The sequence below is a fragment of the Paraburkholderia sp. USG1 genome (assembly GCF_031570135.1).
Lineage (GTDB): Bacteria > Pseudomonadota > Gammaproteobacteria > Burkholderiales > Burkholderiaceae > Paraburkholderia > Paraburkholderia dioscoreae.
In genome coordinates, this window is the sequence record NZ_JAMWXW010000020.1 from 128188 (window position 1) to 148667 (window position 20480).

Consider the following 20480-nt stretch of genomic DNA (forward strand, 5'->3'; position numbering starts at 1 on the left):
CGAAAACGTCGTTGCAGAGTGCAGCATTTACCGGCACAGCACGGCTAATGTCGCACGAGCCCGCTCAATGCCGCGAGAATCACCGGCATAGGCACCGGCTTGACGAAATGATGGTTGAAGCCCGAGCGCAGCGACTCGCTTCTTTCCTCGGCACGTTCGAGTCCCGTGACCGCGACCAGCGTGGGCGCCGGCACGTCGCCCACGTAGCGGATTCGCCGCGCCACCGCGCGCCCGTCCAGACGCGGCATTTCGACGTCCAGCAAGGCGGCATCCGGATGCCAGTCGCAGTACTGGGCCAGCGCGTCGAGGCCGTTGCGCGCGGTCCGGATGTCGAAACCATGCGCGGTGAAAAAGAGTACGTAAGCGGCCAGCAGATTCGCGTCGTCGTCGGCGATCAGAAGGCGTGCGGCTCGTTGATGGGCCATCCGATTTCCCTCAGGTTATGTTCCTTGTGTTCCTGTTTAGTGAGCAATTTGAAGTCCTGATAGAAATCAGGCTTGGGAAAGTGTGCTTTCAGGCTGGGTATCGACGATATATATCGCAAGGATCCGGTTCATAACGGACGTCGCGCGAAGCGAATCTACAAGCTGGGCGACGGCATTTGCGCATCGATCATTCTTTCCGACGGTAGCCGTTTCGGTAATCTGTGCGCGCGTGCCTGCGTGTGCCCTGCGTGTGGCGCGCGTGTGCCCCGCGTGTGCCCGTTTACGCGGCCTGCGCAATTGCCTCTCGCGCGATCCGCATGTCGGTGTGCATGGCCTCCTTTTCATCGCGCCATGCGCTGTCTTCTCCCCATGCGCGTTCAACGCTCTCGCCGATCGCACTGCCCACCAGAATGACCGCAGGGCTGCCGAAGCCCGCGCTCACCGCATCCACGGCAAGGCGATCGAGGCGGCTCATCAGGCGCCGCTCGTTGCCGCCCCCAGCCCACTGCACGACGGCGGCCGGCGTGTCGGCGGGCAGGCTCGCGAGCAACGCGGCCGCAATACTGTCGATGCGCCGCATCCCCATATAGATGGCCAACGTGGTGCCGGTCGCCGCCAATGCGGCCCAATCGGGCTCGCCGTGATCTTCCGTGTGCGCGGTGACGAAACTCACGCCGTGGCAATGGCGGCGGTGCGTGAGCGAAATGCCCAGCCCTGCGGCGGCCGCGAATCCCGACGAGATGCCGTTGACGATTTCCACCGGAATATTGGCGCCGCGTAATGCGGCGAGCTCCTCGCCGGCACGCCCGAACAGCAGCGCTTCGCCGCCCTTGACGCGAACCACGTGCAAGCCCTTGAGCGCGTAGCGCCGCATCAGGCGTTCGATAAACGCTTGCGGCGTAGACCGGCAGCCGCCGCGCTTGCCGACGTGGATCACCCGTGCTTGCGGCGCCAGCGTCACGATCTCGGGATTCGCGAGGTCGTCCAGCAGCACGACGTCGGCGGCCGCCAGCGCTTTCGCGGCTTTCAGCGTGAGCAGATCGAGATCGCCCGGGCCTGCGCTCAATAAGGTGACCTTGCCGGTGTTCGGGTTCATCGCGATGTCCTTCGCTTCTGTGTCGGCCGGCGATAGTTGAATCGCCGGCGCCAAATAAAAAAACGGCGTCCGCTCGCGATGGTCACGAGGGGACGCCGTTGTCCGTTTGCTGCCTGGTGGGTACTGCTTCCCGACTTCGAGTGGGACGAAACACCGCGTTGTGGTTCGTCCGGGATTGGTACGTATTGCGTGTCAGGGCCGCTGCATTGCCATGACGGTATGCAGAGTTATGCAAGGACTACGCCACGCATCGACAACGGACGCTCGATGCCTTGCCGCGCCTCGCCGCCACCGCAAAAAACGCCTGCCAACGCACCGCTTGCGTGCCCGCACCTCGCACGCACACAGTGCTGCGTCGCACCATACGTGTGCTTCGCTGCATCGAAACGCGTCGCGCGCCGGGTTCACCGCACGCGCGTGCCATTTGCCCCGAAGCCCCGCACAGCGGCCTTTCCCCACGCGTTTCCTGCAATTGGCACAGGCCTTGCATTAAGCCGTGCCATCGGATCAACGTGGATCCGTCGCGAGTGCAACACAAAGTACTCGCCGCAGGACAGGTCAGGACAACGGCGTCCCCCGAATTCAGTCATCGACTGGGTTCGCGGGACGCCGTTTTTATTTCCGGATCGCTTTCGCCCCATGCCGCAAGACGGCGCCCGCAACCAGCACATTGAGGAAACCGCGCTCATGAAAATCATCGTTATCGGTCACGGCATGGTCGGGCACAAACTGGTCGAGTGCCTCGCACAAGACGCCGCGCACGGCCTCGACATCACGGTGCTGTGCGAAGAGTCGAGGCCGGCCTACGACCGCGTGCACCTGTCCGAGTTTTTCGCGGGCAAGACGGCGGACAATCTGTCGCTGGTCGAGCCGGGTTTCTTCGAACGCCAGAACGTGTTGCTCAAGCTGAACGCGAAAGCCGTGGCGATCGATCGCGATGCGCGCACCGTGACGGTATCGACGGGTGAAACATTGCCTTATGACAAGCTGGTTTTCGCCACCGGCTCCTATCCGTTCGTGCCGCCCGTGCAGGGGCGAGAGCGCGCCGATTGCTTCGTGTACCGAACCATCGACGATCTCGAAGCAATGCGTGAATGCGGTGCGCGTTCGAAGACGGGCACGGTGGTCGGCGGCGGCCTGCTCGGTCTCGAATGTGCGAAGGCGCTGCGCGACATGGGTCTGCAAACCCACGTGGTCGAATTCGCGCCGCGTCTGATGGCCGTGCAGGTGGACGACGGCGGCGGCCGCGTGCTGCGCACGAAGATCGAAGAGCTGGGCGTGACGGTGCATACGCAGAAGAACACCACGGCGATCGTGGACGGCGAAGCGGGCACGCACCGCATGCAATTCGCGGACGGCAGCCATCTCGACACCGACATGATCGTGTTCTCAGCGGGCATTCGCCCGCGCGACGATCTGGCGCGCGAAAGCGGTCTGACGCTCGGCCCGCGCGGCGGCATCGTGATCGATAACGCGTGCCGCACCAGCGATCCGCACATCTATGCGATCGGCGAATGCGCGCTGTGGAACGGCCAACTGTTCGGCCTCGTGGCGCCGGGTTATGAAATGGCCCGCGCGGTGGCGAAGCAATTGCTCGGTGGCGCGGCCGAATTCGCCGGCGCCGACATGAGCACCAAGCTCAAGCTGATGGGCGTGGACGTGGCGAGTATCGGCGACGCGCATGGCAGCACGCCGGGCAGCCGCGCCTACCAGTTCAGCGACGAACGCAAGCAGGTCTACAAGAAACTGGTGGTGTCCGAATGCGGCAAATACCTGCTGGGCGGCGTGATGGTGGGCGACGCGAGCGAGTACGGCACGCTCTTGCAGATGATGTTGAACCGCATCGAGTTACCGGCATCGCCTGAATTCCTGATCCTGCCGCAGGCGGACGGCAACGCGAAGCCCGCGCTCGGCGTCGAGGCGTTGCCCGCCGGCGCGCAGATCTGCTCGTGCAACAACGTCTCGAAGGGCGAGCTATGCGCCGCCGTCTGCGCGGGCGCGACCGACATCGGCGCGCTCAAAGGCGCGACCGGCGCCGGCACCTCGTGCGGCGGCTGCGTGCCGCTCGTTACCCAGGTGATGAAGGCCGAGATGAAGAAGCAGGGTCTCGTGGTCAACAATCACGTTTGCGAGCACTTCCCGTATTCGCGCCAGGAGCTGTATCACATCGTGCGTGTGGAAGGCGTGCGCAGCTTCGGCGCACTGCTCGCGAAGCACGGCCACGGTCTCGGTTGCGATATCTGCAAGCCGGTGGTGGCGAGCATTCTCGCGTCGTGCTGGAACGAGTTCGTGCTGAAGAAGGAACACGCCGCGTTGCAGGACACCAACGACTACTACCTCGCCAACATCCAGCGCGACGGCACCTATTCGGTCGTGCCGCGTATGGCGGGCGGCGAAGTGACGCCCGACGGTTTGATCGCGGTCGGCCAGGTGGCGAAGAAATACGGCCTCTACACGAAAATCACCGGCGGTCAGCGTGTCGATCTGTTTGGCGCGCGCGTCGAGCAATTGCCGCTCATCTGGGAAGAACTGATCGCCGCCGGTTTCGAATCTGGCCACGCGTACGGCAAGTCGCTGCGCACCGTGAAGTCGTGTGTCGGTTCGACGTGGTGCCGCTATGGCGTAGGCGATTCGGTGGGTCTCGCGGTCGAGATCGAGAACCGCTACAAGGGTCTGCGCACGCCGCACAAGATCAAGTTCGGCGTGTCGGGCTGCACGCGTGAATGCGCGGAAGCGCAGGGCAAGGACGTCGGCATCATCGCGACCGAGAAGGGCTGGAATCTCTATGTGTGCGGCAACGGCGGCATGAAACCGCGCCACGCTGAACTGCTCGCATCGGACCTCGATCAGGAAACGCTGGTGCGCTACATCGACCGCTTCCTGATGTTCTACCTGCGCACCGCCGATCGTCTGCAACGCACCAGCGTGTGGCGCGACAACCTCGAGGGCGGCCTTGAATATCTGATCGACGTGGTCGTCAACGATCGTCTCGGGGTGGCCGGCGAACTCGAGTCGGAGATGCAGCACGTGGTCGACACCTACGAGTGCGAATGGAAGAAGGCTGTCACCGATCCCGAAACGCGCAAGCGCTTCCGTCATTTCGTCAACAGCAGCGAGTCCGACAGCAACATCGCTTTCGTGGAGGAACGTGGTCAGATCCGACCGGCCACGCCCGCCGAGCGACGCTCGAAGCTCGCCGCGATTCCCGTGGTCGCCGAAACCGTCTGATTGATCTGCACTATTCACCAAGGACTTCCGCCATGAACAACGATCGCCTGCCACGCCCCTGGACGCCCGTTTGCCAGCTCGACGACATCGTGCCCAACACGGGTGTTTGCGCGCTCGTCAACGGCGAGCAGGTGGCGGTTTTTCACGTGACCGGCGGCGGTGACGCTGACGTCACCGTCTACGCGATCGAAAACTTCGACCCGGGCTCGCAGGCGGCGGTGCTTTCGCGCGGGCTGATCGGCAGCCTCGGTGAACGCATCGTGGTCGCCTCGCCGATCTACAAGCATCACTTCGACCTGCGGACCGGCGAGTGTCTGGAAACACCGGCGTATTCCGTTGACGCGTTCGCCGCGCGAGTGGAAAACGGCCAGGTGTGGGTCGCCGTCTGAGCGGCTGATCGTCTGAAACTTTTTTCGAACCACGTTGCCCGCCATGTCATCCACCAGCGTAAAAACCGTGTGCCCCTACTGCGGCGTTGGCTGCGGCATGGTGCTGCACGTCGAGGGCGGCCAGGTGGTGAAAATCTCCGGTGACAAGGAGCATCCGGCCAATTTCGGACGGCTGTGCACGAAGGGCCAGTCGGCGCACGTCGCGTTGCGCAAGTCGGGACGTCTGGAGGGCGCGTTCGTGCGTCATGCGCGCGGTCAGGATCCGGTGCCGTTGCCCATGACGCAGGCGATCAGCACCACGGCAGCGCGTTTGCGCGGCCTGCTCGATGAACATGGACCGGACGCGCTGTCGTTCTACGTTTCCGGGCAGATGTCGATCGAGGCGCAATACCTCGTCAACAAGCTTGCCAAAGGTTTTGTCGGCACCAACAACATCGAATCGAATTCGCGCCTGTGCATGGCGAGCGCGGGCAGCGGCTACAAGCTCTCGCTCGGCGCGGACGGGCCGCCGGGATCGTACGAAGATATCGACCACGCCGACCTGTTCTTCGTGATCGGCGCGAATATGGCCGACTGTCACCCGATTCTGTTCCTGCGCATGATGGATCGTGTGAAGGCCGGCGCCAAATTGATCGTGGTCGATCCGCGCCGCAACACGACGGCGGAGAAGGCCGATCTTTTCATGCAGATCAAGCCGGGCACCGATCTCGCGTTGCTCAATGGCCTGCTGCATCTGTTGCACGAAAACGGCCATACGGATGCCGCTTTTATCGCCGAGGCCACCGAAGGCTGGGAGGCGATGCCCGCGTTTCTCGCCGACTACACGCCGGAGAAAGTCGCGCAGATCACCGGCCTTGCCGTCGAGGATATCCGTGCGGCCGCGCAGATGATCGGCTGCGCCAATGAGTGGATCAGTTGCTGGACGATGGGCCTGAATCAAAGCACGCACGGCACATGGCACACCAACGCGATCTGCAATCTGCATCTCGCGACGGGCAAGATCTGCCGGCGCGGCAGCGGGCCGTTTTCGTTGACCGGCCAGCCCAACGCAATGGGCGGCCGCGAAATGGGTTACATGGGGCCGGGTTTGCCGGGCCAGCGTTCGGTGCTGGTCGAAGAAGACCGCGCGTTTATCGAAGACCTATGGCGCATTCCGAAGGGCACGCTCAAGCCCGAAGCGGGCAACGGCACCATCGACATGTTCACGCGCATGGCGGCGGGCGAGATCAAGGCGTGCTGGATCATCTGCACGAATCCGGTGGCGAGCGTGGCGAATCGCCAGAACGCGATCGACGGATTGCGTGCGGCGCAACTCGTGATCGCGCAAGACGCTTTCCTCGACACCGAGACCAACCGCTATGCCGACGTGTTATTGCCCGGCGCGCTCTGGGCTGAAGCCGAAGGCGTGATGATCAACTCGGAGCGCAATCTCACGCTGATGCAAAAGGGCATCGAGCCGCCGGGCGCCGCGCTGCCGGACTGGCAGATCATCGCGCGTATCGCCTGCGAAATGGGTTACGCCGAAAGCTTCACCTACGCGAGCGCCGAGGAAGTTTTCGCGGAAATCACCCGCGTGTCGAATCCGAAGACGGGCTACGACCTGCGCGGCGCGAGCCATCGCCGGTTGAAGGAAATGCCGTTGCAGTGGCCGCTTGCATCGGACGAATCAGCGGAGCGCAATCCGGTTCGCTATCTCAACGACGGCGTGAGCCAGGCACTCAAGGAATTGCCGGACGGCAGCCGTCCGCGGCTTGTTTTTCCCACCACGAGCGGCAAGGCGGTGTTCTTCGCGCGTGCCTATGCAGCGCCGGCGGAATTGCCGGATCGTGAGTTTCCGATCGTACTGAATACGGGCCGCTTGCAGCATCAATGGCACACCATGACCAAGACCGGCAAGGTCGCGATGCTCAACAAGCTGAACCCGGCCCCGTTCGTCGAGATTCATCCCGAAGATGCCGCCACGCTCGGCATCAAGCCACACGACCCGGTGGAGATTCGTTCGCGCCGGGGCCGCGCGGTGTTGCCGGCTGTCGTGACCGAACGCGTGAGCGCGGGCAGTTGCTTTGCGCCGATGCACTGGAACGATGTATTCGGCGACGACCTGTGCATCAACGCCGTAACCAGCGATGCCGTCGACCTGATCTCGCAGCAGCCCGAACTCAAGTTCTGCGCGGTCGCGCTGAGTCCGGTGGCGGCCGACAGCAGGCAGCCGCTTCTGAATGACGACGATACAACGATCGCCGATGCATCCGTTGCGGTTGCCGTGAGCGTGGCGCCCGTGAACACCGTATCGGCAAGCGCCGAGGATCTGGATATGCCCCGTATCGATGCACTCACGAGCCTGTTGCAGTTGCTGCCGACACCCGCGCCTTCATTCACCGACCAGCAGCGGCTCTACCTTGCCGGCTTCGTCAGCGGACTGCGTTCAGCGGAAGCAAAAGGTATCGACAGCACGCCGGTTCTGCCCGGCAATGCGCCGTTCGATACGACCAGCCGTCTGTACGTGGATGGTTTGCTTGCCGGTCTGTATAGCCGCAGCGCGATGGTTCCCGCCGCGTCGGCCGCTACGCTTGCGGTGTCACATGCGGATGCGTCTCACGCGTCCGGCGTGCGGATCGTGCGCGCGCGTCCCAAGGTTACTCTGCTGTGGGCCTCGCAAACCGGCAACACCGAGTCGCTGACCGAAAGCTATGCCACCCGTCTGATGGAATCGGGATTTGAAATCCGCACGTCGTGCATGGCGGATTATCCCGCTGCGGCGCTCGCCAAAGCCCAATACGTGCTGCTGATGACAAGCACCTTCGGCGATGGCGACCCACCCGACAACGCACAAAGTTTCTGGACGCAATTGAGCGGCGAGGGCGCGCCCCGGCTCGACGGCGTACGCTTCGCGGTGCTCGCGCTCGGCGATCGCAACTATGACCAGTTCTGCGGTCACGGCCGCCGTCTCGACGAGCGGCTCGCCGGGCAAGGCGCGCTGCGGCTGATGGATCGCGTCGACTGCGATAGCGAGTATCAGGAAAGCGCGGACGCGTGGCTTGAACGCATCATCGTGCGGATCAAGGAAGAAGATGCCGCGCTGTATGCCGTGCCGGCGGGCGGTATGGTCAATGCCGTGGTGCCGGGCACGGTGCCCACCAAAACGCGGCCGGCCTCGTCGCGGCTCGTCAGCAATCTGCGCCTGAACAAGCAGGGCGCGGCAAAAGATACGCGCTACGTCTCGTTGCATACGGGCGGCTCGGAGCTCGAATACGAAGCGGGCGACGCACTCGGTGTCTGGCCGAGCAACTGTCCCGAACTGGTCGACGAATTGATCGGCCTGAGCGGTCTGAGCGCGGACGCCGCGGTGAACGTGGCGGGCGCCGGAGAGATGCGTCTTGCCGATGCGCTCGGCAAACACTACGAGATCGCGCGGCCGAATCCGGACCTGCTTGCGTTTGTTGCGGCACGCAGCAATAACGGCGCGCTGCGTGATCTGCTGGCGCCGGATCGCAAGGCCGACCTCAAACAGTGGTTGTGGGGCCAGCAGATCGCCGACGTGCTGCATGAATTTCCTGTGAGTCTCACGGCAAGCGAATTGACCGGCATGCTCAAGCGTCTGCAACCCCGGCTGTATTCGATTGCGTCGAGTCCGAAAGCGCATGCGGGCGAAGTTCATCTGACGGTTTCCGCAGTGCGTTACAGCAACGGCCGCCGTCATCGCAAAGGCGTGTCGTCGACTTTTCTCGCCGACCGTGCTCTCGATGTCAACGTGCCCGTGTTCGTGCAGAAGTCCGCACACTTTCGTCCTCCTCATGGTTCGGACACGCCGATGATCATGGTCGGTCCCGGCACCGGCGTTGCACCGTTTCGCGGCTTTCTGCACGAGCGGCGTGCACGAGGCGACACAGGACGCAACTGGCTGTTCTTCGGCGAGCAGCACGCCGCGTCTGATTTCTACTATCGCGACGAACTCGAATCGATGCGCGACAGCGGTGTACTGACCCGACTCGACGTCGCCTTTTCACGCGACCAGGCGGACAAGGTCTACGTGCAGGACCGCATGCGCGAGCAGGGTGCGCAATTGTGGGCGTGGCTCGAAGACGGTGCGCATTTCTACGTATGCGGCGACGCCAACCGGATGGCGAAAGATGTCGATGCGGCGCTCAAGGAAGTCGTGGCGCGACACGGCGGCATGAGTGACGAAAAGGCACTCGAATACGTGGGCCGCCTCGCGCAGGAAAAACGGTACGCACGCGATGTTTATTGATAGCCGGACTGTTTCAAGCGCCGCGTGCGCAGTCGACATTTCAAGGTTTCAAAGAGTACGCAGTAATGCTTCAAAAGAAGGAGCCGGATGGCATGGAGGTTGCCTGTTCATGCCGGTTTTCAACATTGTGATCATTCCGGTGCGTAGCGCGTGGCGCGATCTGCCGGATAGTCGAACAATCAGCATTGTGAGGATATCTGATGAAAAACGTGATGAGCTCCCTAAAGAGTGGGGACTGGCGCGCGCTGGTGGCGTGTTTCCTCTATTTCGACACCGGCTTTACCGTCTGGGTTCTGTATGGACCGCTCGCGCCGTTCATCAGCAAGAGCATTGCGATGACGCCCGCGCAACAAGGTTTGCTGGTGGCGGTGCCGGTGCTTTCGGCCGCCATTCTGCGTGTCACGCTCGGTAACCTGTATCAGTCCGCGCACGGCAAGCGCATTGCGTTGATGGGCGTGCTGCTTTCGGCGGTGCCGACCATCGTGCTGCCGCTGATGCCGTCTGTGCCGTCGTACACCGTGCTGCTGGTGCTCGGCGTATTCCTCGGTGTTGGCGGTGCGAGTTTCGCCGTGGCGCTGCCGATGGCCGGCAGCAACTATCCGCCGAAGGTGCAAGGCCTCGTGTTGGGCCTCGCGGCGGCCGGCAATATCGGCGCGGTGCTCGACGGCTTCCTGTTCCCGCAACTGGCTACGCACTACGGCTGGCAGATGGCCGCCGGCGGCGCACTGCCGTTGCTCGCGATCGCGGCAATCACGCTCTATTTCTGGGCCAACGATTCCGGCGTGAAATCGGGCAGCGTGCTGCGCGCATCCGGCAGCTTTGCAGTGACGCTGGTCGGATTGATCGTGCTGGTGCTGCTGGTCGAAGCCGGCATGTTCGGCTCCGGCAAGACCGGTGTGCTGCTGTTGCCCGTGATTGGCGCTTTGCTGGCGATCGCGGTGCTGCCCAAGCGCTATCGCGCGGTGCTGGCCGAGCGTGACACGTGGGCGATCATGCTGGTGTACAGCATTACGTTCGGTGGTTTCGTCGGCATGTCCTCGTATGTTTCGCTGCTTCTCACCAACCTCTATCAGCTCTCGAAGATCGACGCCGGTCTCTTCATGGCGCTGCTCGCCGCGACGGGCGCGATGGTGCGTCCGCTCGGCGGCCTGATCGCCGACAAGGTGTCCGGTGTGCGCGCGCTGACTTTTCTGCTCGCAATCATCTCGTTGTGCGACTTCGTGTTCGCCGCAGCCATGCCTGCAATGGCGGGCGGCATTGCGCTGCTGTTGGTCCTGTATGTGGCCTTCGGTCTCGGCAACGGCGCGACTTTCCAGTTGGTGCCGCATCGCTGGGCCGGCCGCACGGGTCTGATGTCGGGCATTGTCGGCGCCGCGGGCGGCATCGGCGGATTCTATCTGCCGGTCGTGATGGGTATCGCAAAGGAAAGCACGGGCAGCTATCAGATGGGCTTTGCAACGTTCGGCGTGCTGGCCGCATGCGCGTTCCTCGCGATCGTCGCGCTGCGCCGCCCGTGGATGGCGTGGTCGATGCACTCCGGCGTGATGCATGCGCACGCAACGGAGTAGTGGTGTGGCGTGGAGCGGAGTAGCGCTCCCGATCCGGCCGCCGCGTTGATGCGGAAGCCGGGTCACACGCGACAGAGCCGATCAACCATCATAAGAAGTTGACATGAGCATCACGACAGAACGGGTTCAGGCGCCACTGTCCGACGCGGACGTCTCCAGCGAGGTGTTGAGCTCGTTGATCAACATGGCGGGGCGTCAGCGGATGCTCTCGCAGCGCATTGTGTTGAAAGCGATACTGGCGTTCCAGCAGTTCGACGGTGCGCTCGCGATTGCGCGCGACACGTTGAACACGTTCGCTGACAGTCATACGGCGCTGACGCGAGGCCGCGACGGCTTGCCTGGACTGTTTTCCCCGGCGCTGCGCGACGCATTTCACGGCAGCGGCCAAGTGGCCGCGAAGATCGCGGAATTTATCGCACTGGCTTCGACCGCGTTGGAGGCGATCGGGCGTGCGTCGCCGCGCGCGGACGATGCATTGAAGGCCCTGGTCGATTCCGTCGATCCGTTGCTGACGCATCTGCACGGCGTCACGGCCGTGTACGAGCAGGAGAGCCGGCGGATAGCGCGCTTGCAGAAGAAAGAGCAGCAGCAACTGATCGAGCGGATCAAGGCGATCGCGAAAGAAGCGCATATCGTTTCGTTCAACGGACAGATCGTGGCGAGCCGCGCGCACGTGACCGGGCGCGAATTCGCCGTGGTGGCCGGCGTGATGACGACAATCACGAAAGAACTGGAGGCCGTAGTGAGCGCGTTCGTAAAGAAGACCTCGGCGGGGTGAAGCACGCGGCGCGGCGATATTGCCGTATGCTTGGCGTTTTCCGGAACGTCGGGCAAATGTAATGACCAACTGGTGGCAGGTGGTGTGGGGAACTGCACGCGCAGAATTCTCCGATCTCGGCAGCGCGGCCGACGTCACGCAGGTGCTGATGCGCCTCGGACTCGCATTGATACTCGGCGGCATACTCGGATTCGAGCGTGAGATGTCACGGCGCGACGCCGGCATGCGCACGCATATGATGGTGTCGGTCGGCGCGGCCTTGTTCGTGGTCGTGCCGTTGCAGGCCGGTTTTTCGCAGGACAATATGAGCCGGGTGCTGCAAGGCCTCGTGTCCGGCGTCGGTTTTCTCGGCGCGGGCGCGATCATCAAGCTCAGTGCCGAACGCGAGGTGCGTGGCCTGACGACGGCAGCGAGCTTGTGGTTGAGCGCAGGCGTCGGCGTGGCGGCGGGGTTGGGGCGCGAAGCTACGGCGATTCTTAGCGTGGCGATTGCGCTTGCTATTCTGTCGAGCGCGCGGCTGTTCAAGAGTCGCGAGGGGGAGGAGAAGTAGGGCGCAAATCTTCAGGCGCTCGCATCGGGCTTTTTGTGGGATGCTCGTGCGAGCGAATCGGCCGGCGTACAGCCATGCAGCCGCGTCAGACCTGACTAGTGCGTCGGACTGTGTTCCGTGGGCAAATCGCCGGCATTCAGACGCCCAATCTTCGCGGCCAGTTGGAGCCGTGCCACGCGCCAGTCGGTCAGCGCCTGGATGCGTTGCTGTCTGGCCTCGGAAAGCGCCTTCTGTGCGTTCAGCAATTCCAGAATGCTCCCCACGCCCACCGCATAGCGGCGCTTTGCAACTTCAAAAGAACGCTGTGCAATCTGTTTTAAGGTAGCGGTGTTGCTCACGCTCTTTATGTTCGTCTGCAACGCCTGATAGCTCTTCCACACGTCGAGCGCGATCTGCCGTCGTGCTTCGTCGAGCGAATCCGCCTGCACTTCCGCCTGGGCTTGAGCCGCACGTACTTTGTACGTGCGGCTCAACCCTTCGAACAATGGAATCTGCAACTGCACGCCGATATACCCGTCGCGCCCGGTTGCGGCGAATTCAGGCTGTCCGAGCCCCAGACTGGCGGGCTGGTTATTCTGGCTGTATTTCGCAATCAGACTCAGATTCGGCAGCCCTTCGGCGCGCGTCCGTTGTTCATCGGCAATCGCCGCGTCGAGCTTCGCTCTGGCGGCCGCAATAGCAGGGTGGATGCTTTGAGCTTCTTCAATCAGGCTGGAGATCGATGCCGTGGCGTCCTGGTCCGGCACCACGCCATCGTCGGCCGCCGGCATGGTGACAGGCTGATCCGGCGCCAGAAACATGTCTGAGGCAAGCGTGCCCAACGCGGTCTGCAAATCGCCTTCGGCTTTTGCACGGTTAAACGTTGCCTGTGCGTAGGAAGTCTGGGCTTGCAACTGGTCGGAAATCGCCGCGACGCCGTGGGCCACGCGTGCCGACGCGGCAGTAAAGCTGTCATAGGCGATACTTTCCGCGTCTTCTGCCAGGGCCAGCTTGCCGGCTGCCGCCTGTGCTGCGTAGTAGTCTGTCGCGATAGTGGCGAAGACCGTCTGCAAGGTTGCGTCCTGGTTGGCCCGCGCGGCTGCGAGCAGAGCCTGCGAGTTGGCGAGCGCGGCTTTCCTGCCCCCGAAGTCGTACAGCACCCAGTTCGCCGAGATCGAGCCGGAATAGACCGTCGAGCGATTCGCCGAACTCAGGCGGGGATAACCACTCACGTCTGTCGCCGTGTGATCGCGCACGTCCTGCAAGTTCGCTGTCAGGGTCGGAAGATAGGCCGACTTCGCCACACCGACCGCCGCGGCCTGCACCTTCACATTCGCCCAGGCTTCCCGCGTTGCCGGGTTTTCACACAGGGCACGATTCACCGCTTCGGCCAGATGGAGCGGCATCTCCAGTTGGCCGAACTGGCAGGGATAGGCGGCGTCGTTTGCGAATGTACTCGCAGGTGTGCGCGGAACCAAGGTGTCGGTGCGAAAAACATCGATGGCCTTCACGGTACCCGGCGCGACACCCAGAACCGATAGCCATATCAACGCCCGCAGCGCGTGAATGTAGCGGCGGCTCGCGCCGCTCGTGAGTTTAACGTTCATGCAGACTCTTACCGGCCGTCTGCATCAGCGGGTCAAGAAAATACGCCGCCACACTGCGCTGCCCGGTCCTTATTTCTGCCGTGATTTCCATGCCAGGCGTGAGTCTGACCGGTTTGTCATTAACCTGGATCTGGTTGGTCGGCAAGCGAATGTGTGCTGTGAAAGTCAGGCCCAGTTTCCGGTCCCGGTTCTGCGCTGCGTCGTTCGATACCGACGTGACCTTACCGGTCAGGTAGCCGTAGCGGGTATAAGGGAAGGCCTCAATCTTGACGATGGCATCCTGCCCGACATTCACGAATCCCACGTCCTTGTTTTCAATGCTTGCTTCGACTTCCACCGCGTCGTCCGGCACGATTTCCATGATCGATTGTGCCGTTGTCACGACTCCGCCGGGCGTGTGCGCAGCAAGCTGCTCGACGGTGCCGGAAACCGGCGCGTAGAGCGTCATCAAGCTCTGTCGCGTCACGGCCTTGGTTTCGTCGGCGCGGTACTGCGCAAACTGCTGCCGGGCCTTGTCGAGTACATCGAGCTGTTCACGCGCGAATTGCGAGGTCGTCTGTCCGATCGCCGCCCGCTGTTGGACTATCGCCGCAGCCAGTTCGCGTGCGCGGCTCTGCTGCGCGGCGAGTTCGTGTTCCTGTTCCAATGCGGACTGTTCCTTGCCCAGATAGTCGTGTTGCGCGACGTACTGGTCGCGCGCAAGGTATCGGTAATCATTGGCCTCACGACGTGCCAGCGGTGCGGTTGCGCGCAACTTCGCCACTTCCTGGCGGGTCGTCGCGAGTTCGGCTTCCCGCTTGAGAAGTTCGGCTTGCGACGCCATGAGTTTGTCCGCGTACTCCCTGTACAGTCCTTCGGCGAAATGCTGTGCCTGAGATTGTTGCTCTGACGATGCACCATCCACCGTACGCAGCGCCGGGACACGTCCCGTTTTGACTGCATCGAATAGTGCCGTGGCGCGGGCGGACGCCAGGGCTGCATCGATCCGCGACGAGCGGGCCTTGTCTGCATCAGCCGCTGCCTGTGTCGCGTCGAGAACCAGTAATGCCTGTTGCGCATTCACGCGTTGCCCATCACGAACCAGAATCTGCCGCACAACGCCGGTAATTGCCGGCTGGATGATCTTGACGCGTTCGTTGGGAACGAGTTTGCCTTTTGCCGTCACGACGATATCGAGTCGGCCAACGATACCGATCAGCAGGATCAACATGGCGAGGATCACCAGAATGCGCATTGCCCAACGAGGCGCAGGATGAACGGGCGTTTCGACCAGTTCGAGGTGAGCGGGCTGGAAAGCCAGTTCGTATCCGAGCTTTTCCGGCGCATCCAGCTGGTCGCGGATCGACCACCCGGCCCGCCACACGGCCGAGTATCGACGTATCAGATCGGCGATTGCCTCAAGATGGACTCGCATCATCAACTGTTTTGCAGAGAGAGGAGGTGGGCGTAATAGCCGCCGTGCGCGAGCAAAGCGTCGTGCGCGCCACGCTCCACAATCCGTCCCTTGTCCATTGCGATGATCTGGTCTGCATGTCTTACCGCACTCAGGCGGTGAGCGATAATAATGACGGTTCGCCCCGCACAGATGGCACGCATGTTGTTCTGGATGACGCGCTCGGTTTCGAAGTCGAGCGCACTGGTTGCCTCGTCTAAAATCAGAATGCGCGGATTGGTGAGCAACGCCCGCGCAATCGCGAGGCGCTGGCGCTGGCCGCCCGACAGGTTGCCGCCGTGCTCTTCGACTTGCGTGTCGTACGCCTGCGGTAGCTCGCAGATGAATTCATGCGCGCCGGCCAGTGTTGCCGCGCGCATCACAAGTTCAAGTGGTGCGCCCGGATCGGTCAGCGCGATATTCTCGCGGATAGAACGGTTAAAGAGGACGTTTTCCTGAAGCACCACGCCAACCTGTCGGCGCAGCCATGCAGGCTCGGCGAGCGCAAGGTCGATGCCGTCGATTCGCACGGTGCCCTGTTCGGGCAGGTAAAGCCGTTGCGGCAGTTTGGTGAGCGTGCTTTTGCCGGAACCGGAGCGGCCGACAATGCCGACCACCTCGCCAGCGCGCACGTCGAGCGACAGGTCATCGAGAACGGGTGGGCCGTCGGGCCGGTAGCGGAAACGGACGTTCTCGAAGCGGATATTGCCAACCAGCGCAGGGAGCGCCTGGCGGCTCTGCGCCAGTTCGTTGCGCGTATTGAGAATGTCGCCCAGGCGCCCCATTGAAATGCCGATCTGCTGGAAATCCTGCCAGAGTTGTGCGAGACGCAGGACGGGCGAGGCGACATGCTGCGACATCATGTTGAACGCAATCAGTTGGCCCACGGTGAGCCGCCCATCGATGACCAGCTTCGCGCCCAGCAGCAACGTTGCGAGCGTGACCAGCTTGCCGGTGAACTGGATAAGCTGCTGCCCCACGTTGCCGAGCGCCGTCACCCGGAACCCCGATGCGACATAAGCGGCGAGCTGCGTTTCCCATCTCCTGATGAACTGCGGCTCGACGGCCATTGCCTTGACCGTTTCGATACTGGAAACAGTCTCGACCAGAAACGACTGGTTGTCCGCACCGCGCGCGAATTTCTCGTTCAGACGGCGGCGCAGGGCAGGCACCAGTGCGGCGGAAACGCAGGCATAGAGCGGCAACGACGCCACGACGATCAACGTGAGCCGTACGCTGTAGAGACACATCACCCCGAGAAACACAAACGAAAATACCAGGTCAATGACAGCGGTCAGCGCCTGCCCGGTCAGGAAGTTGCGGATAGTCTCCAGTTCACGCACGCGGGCCACCGTATCGCCCACGCGTCGGGCCGCGAAATACGGCAAGGGCAACGCCAGCAGATGACGGAACAGGCGTGCGCCCAACTCAACGTCAATCCGGTTGGTCGTGTGCGAGAAAGTGAAATTGCGCAGGCCCGTGAGCAGCACTTCGAAGGTCGAACTTACGAAAAGCGCGACGCCTACAACGGCAAGCGTGTTGTAGGCACGGTTCACGAGAACCTTGTCCATCACTACCTGGAACATCAGTGGCGAAACGAGCCCGAAAATCTGCAGCACCAGCGACACGGCGAGCACTTCCAGCAGAAGTCGTCTGTACTTGATGATCGCTGGAATGAACCAGGAAAAATCGAAGCGCGCAAGTTCACCGGCAAGCGAGGCACGGGACGCGAATAGCAACATTTTCCCGGTAGTGCGGACCGTGAGCGCGTCGAACGACACCACTGTCGGAGCGGGAGCGTCGGCCTCAAGAATGAAGACAGTTTTGCCGTCGCATCGTGCGATGATGAAGTGCCTGCCGTCCCTGTCGAAGGCAAGCGCCGGTAAAGGTGTCCGGTCGAGACGGTCGATTCGTAGGGGCGCCTGGGTAGCCTTCAGGCCGATTGAGCGGGCACCCAGTATCAGCGCGTCATTGTCGAAGGGTTCACCGTTGCGGGCGGCGGCATGGCTCAACTGCGCAGCGTCAGCGGCCACGCCATGAAATCGCGCGATGATGACGAGACATGCGAGCGATGGATCATGCACCGGCTGTTTGAGTTCGGGAGCGTTCAAGGGATGCAGGTGAATTCGCATCCGCGAGGCAGAAAGCCGCGGATGCGTGGGCAGCGGGGAAAGGAGCGTCAGTGCAGGTTTGCTGAGAGCATGACCTGGGGCTGCTGCTGGACCGTGTAGGGCGTCTGCGAACTGGCCGCGGGTTCCACGCCGTAAGACGCCATACCCGCGATCAGGTTGTCCACCTGTGTATCGGCGCGGGTCGCGGTGAGCGCGGGTGTCATCTGGAGCAACTGCTGCCTGCTCCATGTCGTGCCGTCGGCAAACTGCACTTGCTGCACGCCGTAGGAACTGCCGTACATGAAAGAGTCGAGCGTGATCTGGTCGCCCGCCATGCCGTCCGTGAGCACCAGATTCTTGCCCGATGTCAGCACTGAAACCGATGACGTGCTGATTCCCGCACCCAGTTGCAGCACGTTATTGGGTGTTTTGCCCGAGTCATATTCCGATATCCCCAGTTTCCCGTAGCCCGCGTTGAAAATGAACGTGTCGCCACCGCCCAGGCTCTGGATATAGTCATTGCCACCTTTGCCGTCGAACACGACGCCGATGGATGCGGCATAGAGTTTGTCGTCGCCCGTCGTGCCTGTTGCCGCCATCTGCAACATCTGTTGCCTGCTCCATACGGTGCCATCGGCGAACTGCACTTCCTGCACACCATTTGCCAGGTTGCTTGCTTCCCCATCCAGCGTAATCTGGTCGTCCGCGATGCCGTCTGTCAGCACGATGCTGAAATTGGCTGTGCCACGTACCGAGACGGACGACGCCGTGATTCCTCCGCCCAGTTGCAGTACGTTATGCGGTGTTTTACCCGTGTCTAATTCCGATATCTCCAGTTTTCCGTAGCCTGCATTGAAAAGGAACGTATCCCCGCCGCCGCCGCCCTGGACATAATCGTTTCCCCTTTCCCATCGAATACTTCCGCATTGGAAGTTCCGTAAATCCTGTCGTCAGTTGCAGCGCCTGTTGTTGCCATGCGCAGCAGTTGCTGCTGTGTCCAGACCGTGTTGTCGGCAAAGCGCACTGCCTGCACGCCGTTGTTATAAAGGAGCATGGCCAGGTCAAGGGTAATCTGGTCGCCCGCGATACCATCGGTCAATACAATGCCTGAGTTGCTGTTCGTGCGCACGGAGACGGATGAGGCACTGATGCCCGGCCCGAATGCGAGTACGTTGTAGGGATTGCTGCCGTTGTCTGCCTCAGAAATTTCGAGTTTCCCGTAGCCCGCATCAAACAGGAACGTGTCGCCTCCGCCGCCGCCCTGAACGAAATCGTTGCCGCCCTTGCCGTCGAACACTTCTGCATTGCTGGTCCCGTACAGCTTGTCATTGCCCGCTGTGCCAGAGAGCGCAGCAGCCTGGATCAGTTGGTATTTCGTCCAAGTCGTGCCATCGGCAAATTGTACGAACTGGACACCCGCGCCGGCGTCGCGGAATTCACCCTTCAATGTGATCTGGTCACCTGCCACGCCGTCGGTCAATACCATGTCGCAGTTGGCAAGCACCTTTGCCCTGATTGATGATGGATCAATTCCTGGACCAAACTGGAGGGTATTGGCAGGCTTGCTGGAGTTCGGATCACTCTCACGAATTTCCACGACACCATCACCAGCGGAGTAGTGGAAGACGTCATGCCCAGGCAGCGTGCCGCTTGGGTCGTTGCCTGCGCGATTGCCGATCAGCACGCTGACTCCCGGGCCTGCATAGAAGTCGTGGTAGATCGTGCTGCCGGTTTCCTGAATGCGCCCGGAACTGTCAAAACTGATCTGCAGCCCAACTGCGATGGCATTCGCAACCGAGGCAATAGTGTCGTTTGTCGCAGCGGCAACGTATTTCTCGAATAACGACGTGGACATGCCCATGTCGAATCGGGCTGCGTCTGCGACGCGTAATAGCAGGTCCCATGAAGCAAGGTTCGCAGAAGTGAGCGTACCGAGCCGTTGGAGAGCCGCCTCCAGGGCTGGCGCAAATGTCGCAGTTGCCTGGACCGTATCAGTGGAAGCGTCATATCTGAACTCAGGCGCGATACTGGCCGCCAGCGGCGATTGCAGAACAAGGCGCGCGAGCGCCGCATCGAACAGATCGTTCCAGCTTTGCTCCAGGTAGCTCGATGCCCGGATTCCGGGATTCACGCCGTCGCCGGTTGAGTTGAACGACTTGCCCAGGTACCGTTCCACGAAACCAAGGTGCCGCGCGTCAATCGAGCCACCCCGCGATGCAGGGGCGAGCGAAGTTACCCCCGCCCACTGAAAGAGAATGGCCTGTGCCGCTGCCTCGATACTGGAGGTCGATGTACCGGAGGGTTGTGCAACGAAGGCCTGCACCAGACTCTGCAAGTCCGGGTCGAGCGACATGGCCGAACGCAGGTCCCGCAATGTTCCCGCACCTGCCAGTTGTGGGAGCGTGGCCGCGGTTGCCGTCACCTCGACGGGTGTGACTGGCCGGGTGTTCATCGTGCTGTTGGTAAACCACGCGTCGGCGATTTCGTGAGTGGTGCCGTCGGTCAACGTAAAGCTGCTGACGGAACTGATCCTGTTACCCGCGATGCTCTCGCTGACCACCGTGTTGTTCAGATTGATGGAGGCGATGCCAAGCTGGCCGAGTGTGTAGAGTTCGCCTGGATCAGAGGTCGCGTTCCCGTTGGTATCGATCCACACCCGCAGGCTTGCAAAGGCAGGATCGGACGCATTGATGATGTTGTCGTGATTGGCGTCGAGCTTGCGCAGGATGTCGAAGCCGTCAGTGGTTTCGTTGCCAAATAGTTGGGTAATATTTGTGATGGCCCGGTCGTCCGGGTCAAAGCAGAGCAGTCCCATGCCCGCGCCAATCCAACCGGTCTGACGGGCAAAGCCATCGTTGTTCAGATCGAAGTAAGGAGCGCTTGTATTGAGTGGTGTCAGGTTAATTCCTGAGCCCGTCAGATCGAGAACTAATGGGCTGGTGGAGTCCAAGGGAGGGCCGTCGTATTCGCCCAGGGCGCCGCCACCTGCGCCCGACTCGGGCGGGGAGGCGTCAGAGCCTCCCGGATGTCCGATGCCAGATCCACCTGATCCTCCCGACCCTCCCGAC

Annotated in this window: 13 protein-coding genes; 6 read left to right on the plus strand and 7 right to left on the minus strand. The window is 62.1% G+C overall.

Going from position 1 to position 20480, the window contains the following annotated elements:
- Positions 1-44 precede the first annotated feature (44 nt).
- Together NE850_RS25205 and cobA are read right to left on the minus strand one after the other, a co-directional pair.
- A complete protein-coding gene (locus NE850_RS25205) occupies positions 45-425 on the minus strand; it encodes a response regulator (RefSeq protein WP_007181938.1) in 381 nt (126 codons plus the stop codon).
- A 280-nt stretch (positions 426-705) separates the two neighbouring features.
- Positions 706-1521: a uroporphyrinogen-III C-methyltransferase gene (gene cobA / locus NE850_RS25210; RefSeq protein ID WP_007181937.1), complete on the minus strand. Its 816-nt coding sequence runs from the start codon at positions 1519-1521 to the stop codon at positions 706-708.
- Between the two features lie 687 nt (positions 1522-2208).
- On the opposite strand from cobA, the gene nirB reads away from it, so the two are divergent.
- The 6 genes from nirB (at position 2209) to NE850_RS25240 (ending at position 12283) form a co-directional block, all read left to right on the plus strand.
- Complete coding sequence (gene nirB / locus NE850_RS25215) at positions 2209-4749, plus strand: nitrite reductase large subunit NirB (RefSeq protein ID WP_310699540.1); 2541 nt, start codon at positions 2209-2211, stop codon at positions 4747-4749.
- Between the two features lie 32 nt (positions 4750-4781).
- A complete protein-coding gene (nirD, locus tag NE850_RS25220; RefSeq protein ID WP_007181935.1) occupies positions 4782-5138 on the plus strand; it encodes a nitrite reductase small subunit NirD in 357 nt (118 codons plus the stop codon).
- A 43-nt stretch (positions 5139-5181) separates the two neighbouring features.
- Positions 5182-9387 (plus strand): bifunctional nitrate reductase/sulfite reductase flavoprotein subunit alpha, encoded by a 4206-nt coding sequence (locus tag NE850_RS25225; RefSeq protein ID WP_310699541.1) that lies wholly within the window; start codon positions 5182-5184, stop codon positions 9385-9387.
- 200 nt (positions 9388-9587) lie between these two features.
- The gene (locus NE850_RS25230) at positions 9588-10955 is read left to right on the plus strand and encodes an MFS transporter (protein ID WP_007181933.1); all 1368 of its coding nucleotides are present in this window, start codon (positions 9588-9590) and stop codon (positions 10953-10955) included.
- Between the two features lie 103 nt (positions 10956-11058).
- Positions 11059-11733 carry a type IV pili methyl-accepting chemotaxis transducer N-terminal domain-containing protein gene (locus NE850_RS25235; protein ID WP_007181932.1) on the plus strand — a complete coding sequence of 225 codons (675 nt, stop codon included), beginning with the start codon at positions 11059-11061 and terminating at the stop codon, positions 11731-11733.
- A 61-nt stretch (positions 11734-11794) separates the two neighbouring features.
- The gene (locus NE850_RS25240; RefSeq protein ID WP_011488374.1) at positions 11795-12283 is read left to right on the plus strand and encodes an MgtC/SapB family protein; all 489 of its coding nucleotides are present in this window, start codon (positions 11795-11797) and stop codon (positions 12281-12283) included.
- Positions 12284-12378: 95 nt separating this feature from the next.
- Here the strand turns inward: NE850_RS25240 and NE850_RS25245 are convergent, their stop codons facing one another.
- The 5 genes from NE850_RS25245 to NE850_RS25265 all read right to left on the minus strand — a co-directional run.
- Complete coding sequence (locus NE850_RS25245; protein WP_007181930.1) at positions 12379-13869, minus strand: TolC family protein; 1491 nt, start codon at positions 13867-13869, stop codon at positions 12379-12381.
- Positions 13859-15286, minus strand: coding sequence for an HlyD family type I secretion periplasmic adaptor subunit (locus NE850_RS25250; protein WP_310699543.1), 1428 nt, complete (start codon positions 15284-15286; stop codon positions 13859-13861). Before NE850_RS25250 ends, NE850_RS25245 begins: the two co-directional genes overlap by 11 nt.
- A complete protein-coding gene (locus tag NE850_RS25255; RefSeq protein WP_405044903.1) occupies positions 15286-17433 on the minus strand; it encodes a type I secretion system permease/ATPase in 2148 nt (715 codons plus the stop codon). Before NE850_RS25255 ends, NE850_RS25250 begins: the two co-directional genes overlap by 1 nt.
- Before the next feature lie 47 nt (positions 17434-17480).
- Positions 17481-18137, minus strand: coding sequence for a calcium-binding protein (locus NE850_RS25260; protein WP_310699547.1), 657 nt, complete (start codon positions 18135-18137; stop codon positions 17481-17483).
- 92 nt (positions 18138-18229) lie between these two features.
- On the minus strand, positions 18230-20480 hold a 2251-nt coding region (locus NE850_RS25265; protein ID WP_310699548.1), incomplete at its 5' end, for a calcium-binding protein.

What these genes read in the sequence shown, in the direction of transcription:
- NE850_RS25205 (WP_007181938.1), bottom strand. Translation starts at nt 425, where the DNA reads ATGGCCCATCAACGAGCCGCACGCCTTCTGATCGCCGACGACGACGCG.
- cobA (WP_007181937.1), bottom strand. Translation starts at nt 1,521, where the DNA reads ATGAACCCGAACACCGGCAAGGTCACCTTATTGAGCGCAGGCCCGGGC.
- nirB (WP_310699540.1), top strand. Translation starts at nt 2,209, where the DNA reads ATGAAAATCATCGTTATCGGTCACGGCATGGTCGGGCACAAACTGGTC.
- nirD (WP_007181935.1), top strand. Translation starts at nt 4,782, where the DNA reads ATGAACAACGATCGCCTGCCACGCCCCTGGACGCCCGTTTGCCAGCTC.
- NE850_RS25225 (WP_310699541.1), top strand. Translation starts at nt 5,182, where the DNA reads ATGTCATCCACCAGCGTAAAAACCGTGTGCCCCTACTGCGGCGTTGGC.
- NE850_RS25230 (WP_007181933.1), top strand. Translation starts at nt 9,588, where the DNA reads ATGAAAAACGTGATGAGCTCCCTAAAGAGTGGGGACTGGCGCGCGCTG.
- NE850_RS25235 (WP_007181932.1), top strand. Translation starts at nt 11,059, where the DNA reads ATGAGCATCACGACAGAACGGGTTCAGGCGCCACTGTCCGACGCGGAC.
- NE850_RS25240 (WP_011488374.1), top strand. Translation starts at nt 11,795, where the DNA reads ATGACCAACTGGTGGCAGGTGGTGTGGGGAACTGCACGCGCAGAATTC.
- NE850_RS25245 (WP_007181930.1), bottom strand. Translation starts at nt 13,869, where the DNA reads ATGAACGTTAAACTCACGAGCGGCGCGAGCCGCCGCTACATTCACGCG.
- NE850_RS25250 (WP_310699543.1), bottom strand. Translation starts at nt 15,286, where the DNA reads ATGATGCGAGTCCATCTTGAGGCAATCGCCGATCTGATACGTCGATAC.
- NE850_RS25255 (WP_405044903.1), bottom strand. Translation starts at nt 17,433, where the DNA reads ATGCGAATTCACCTGCATCCCTTGAACGCTCCCGAACTCAAACAGCCG.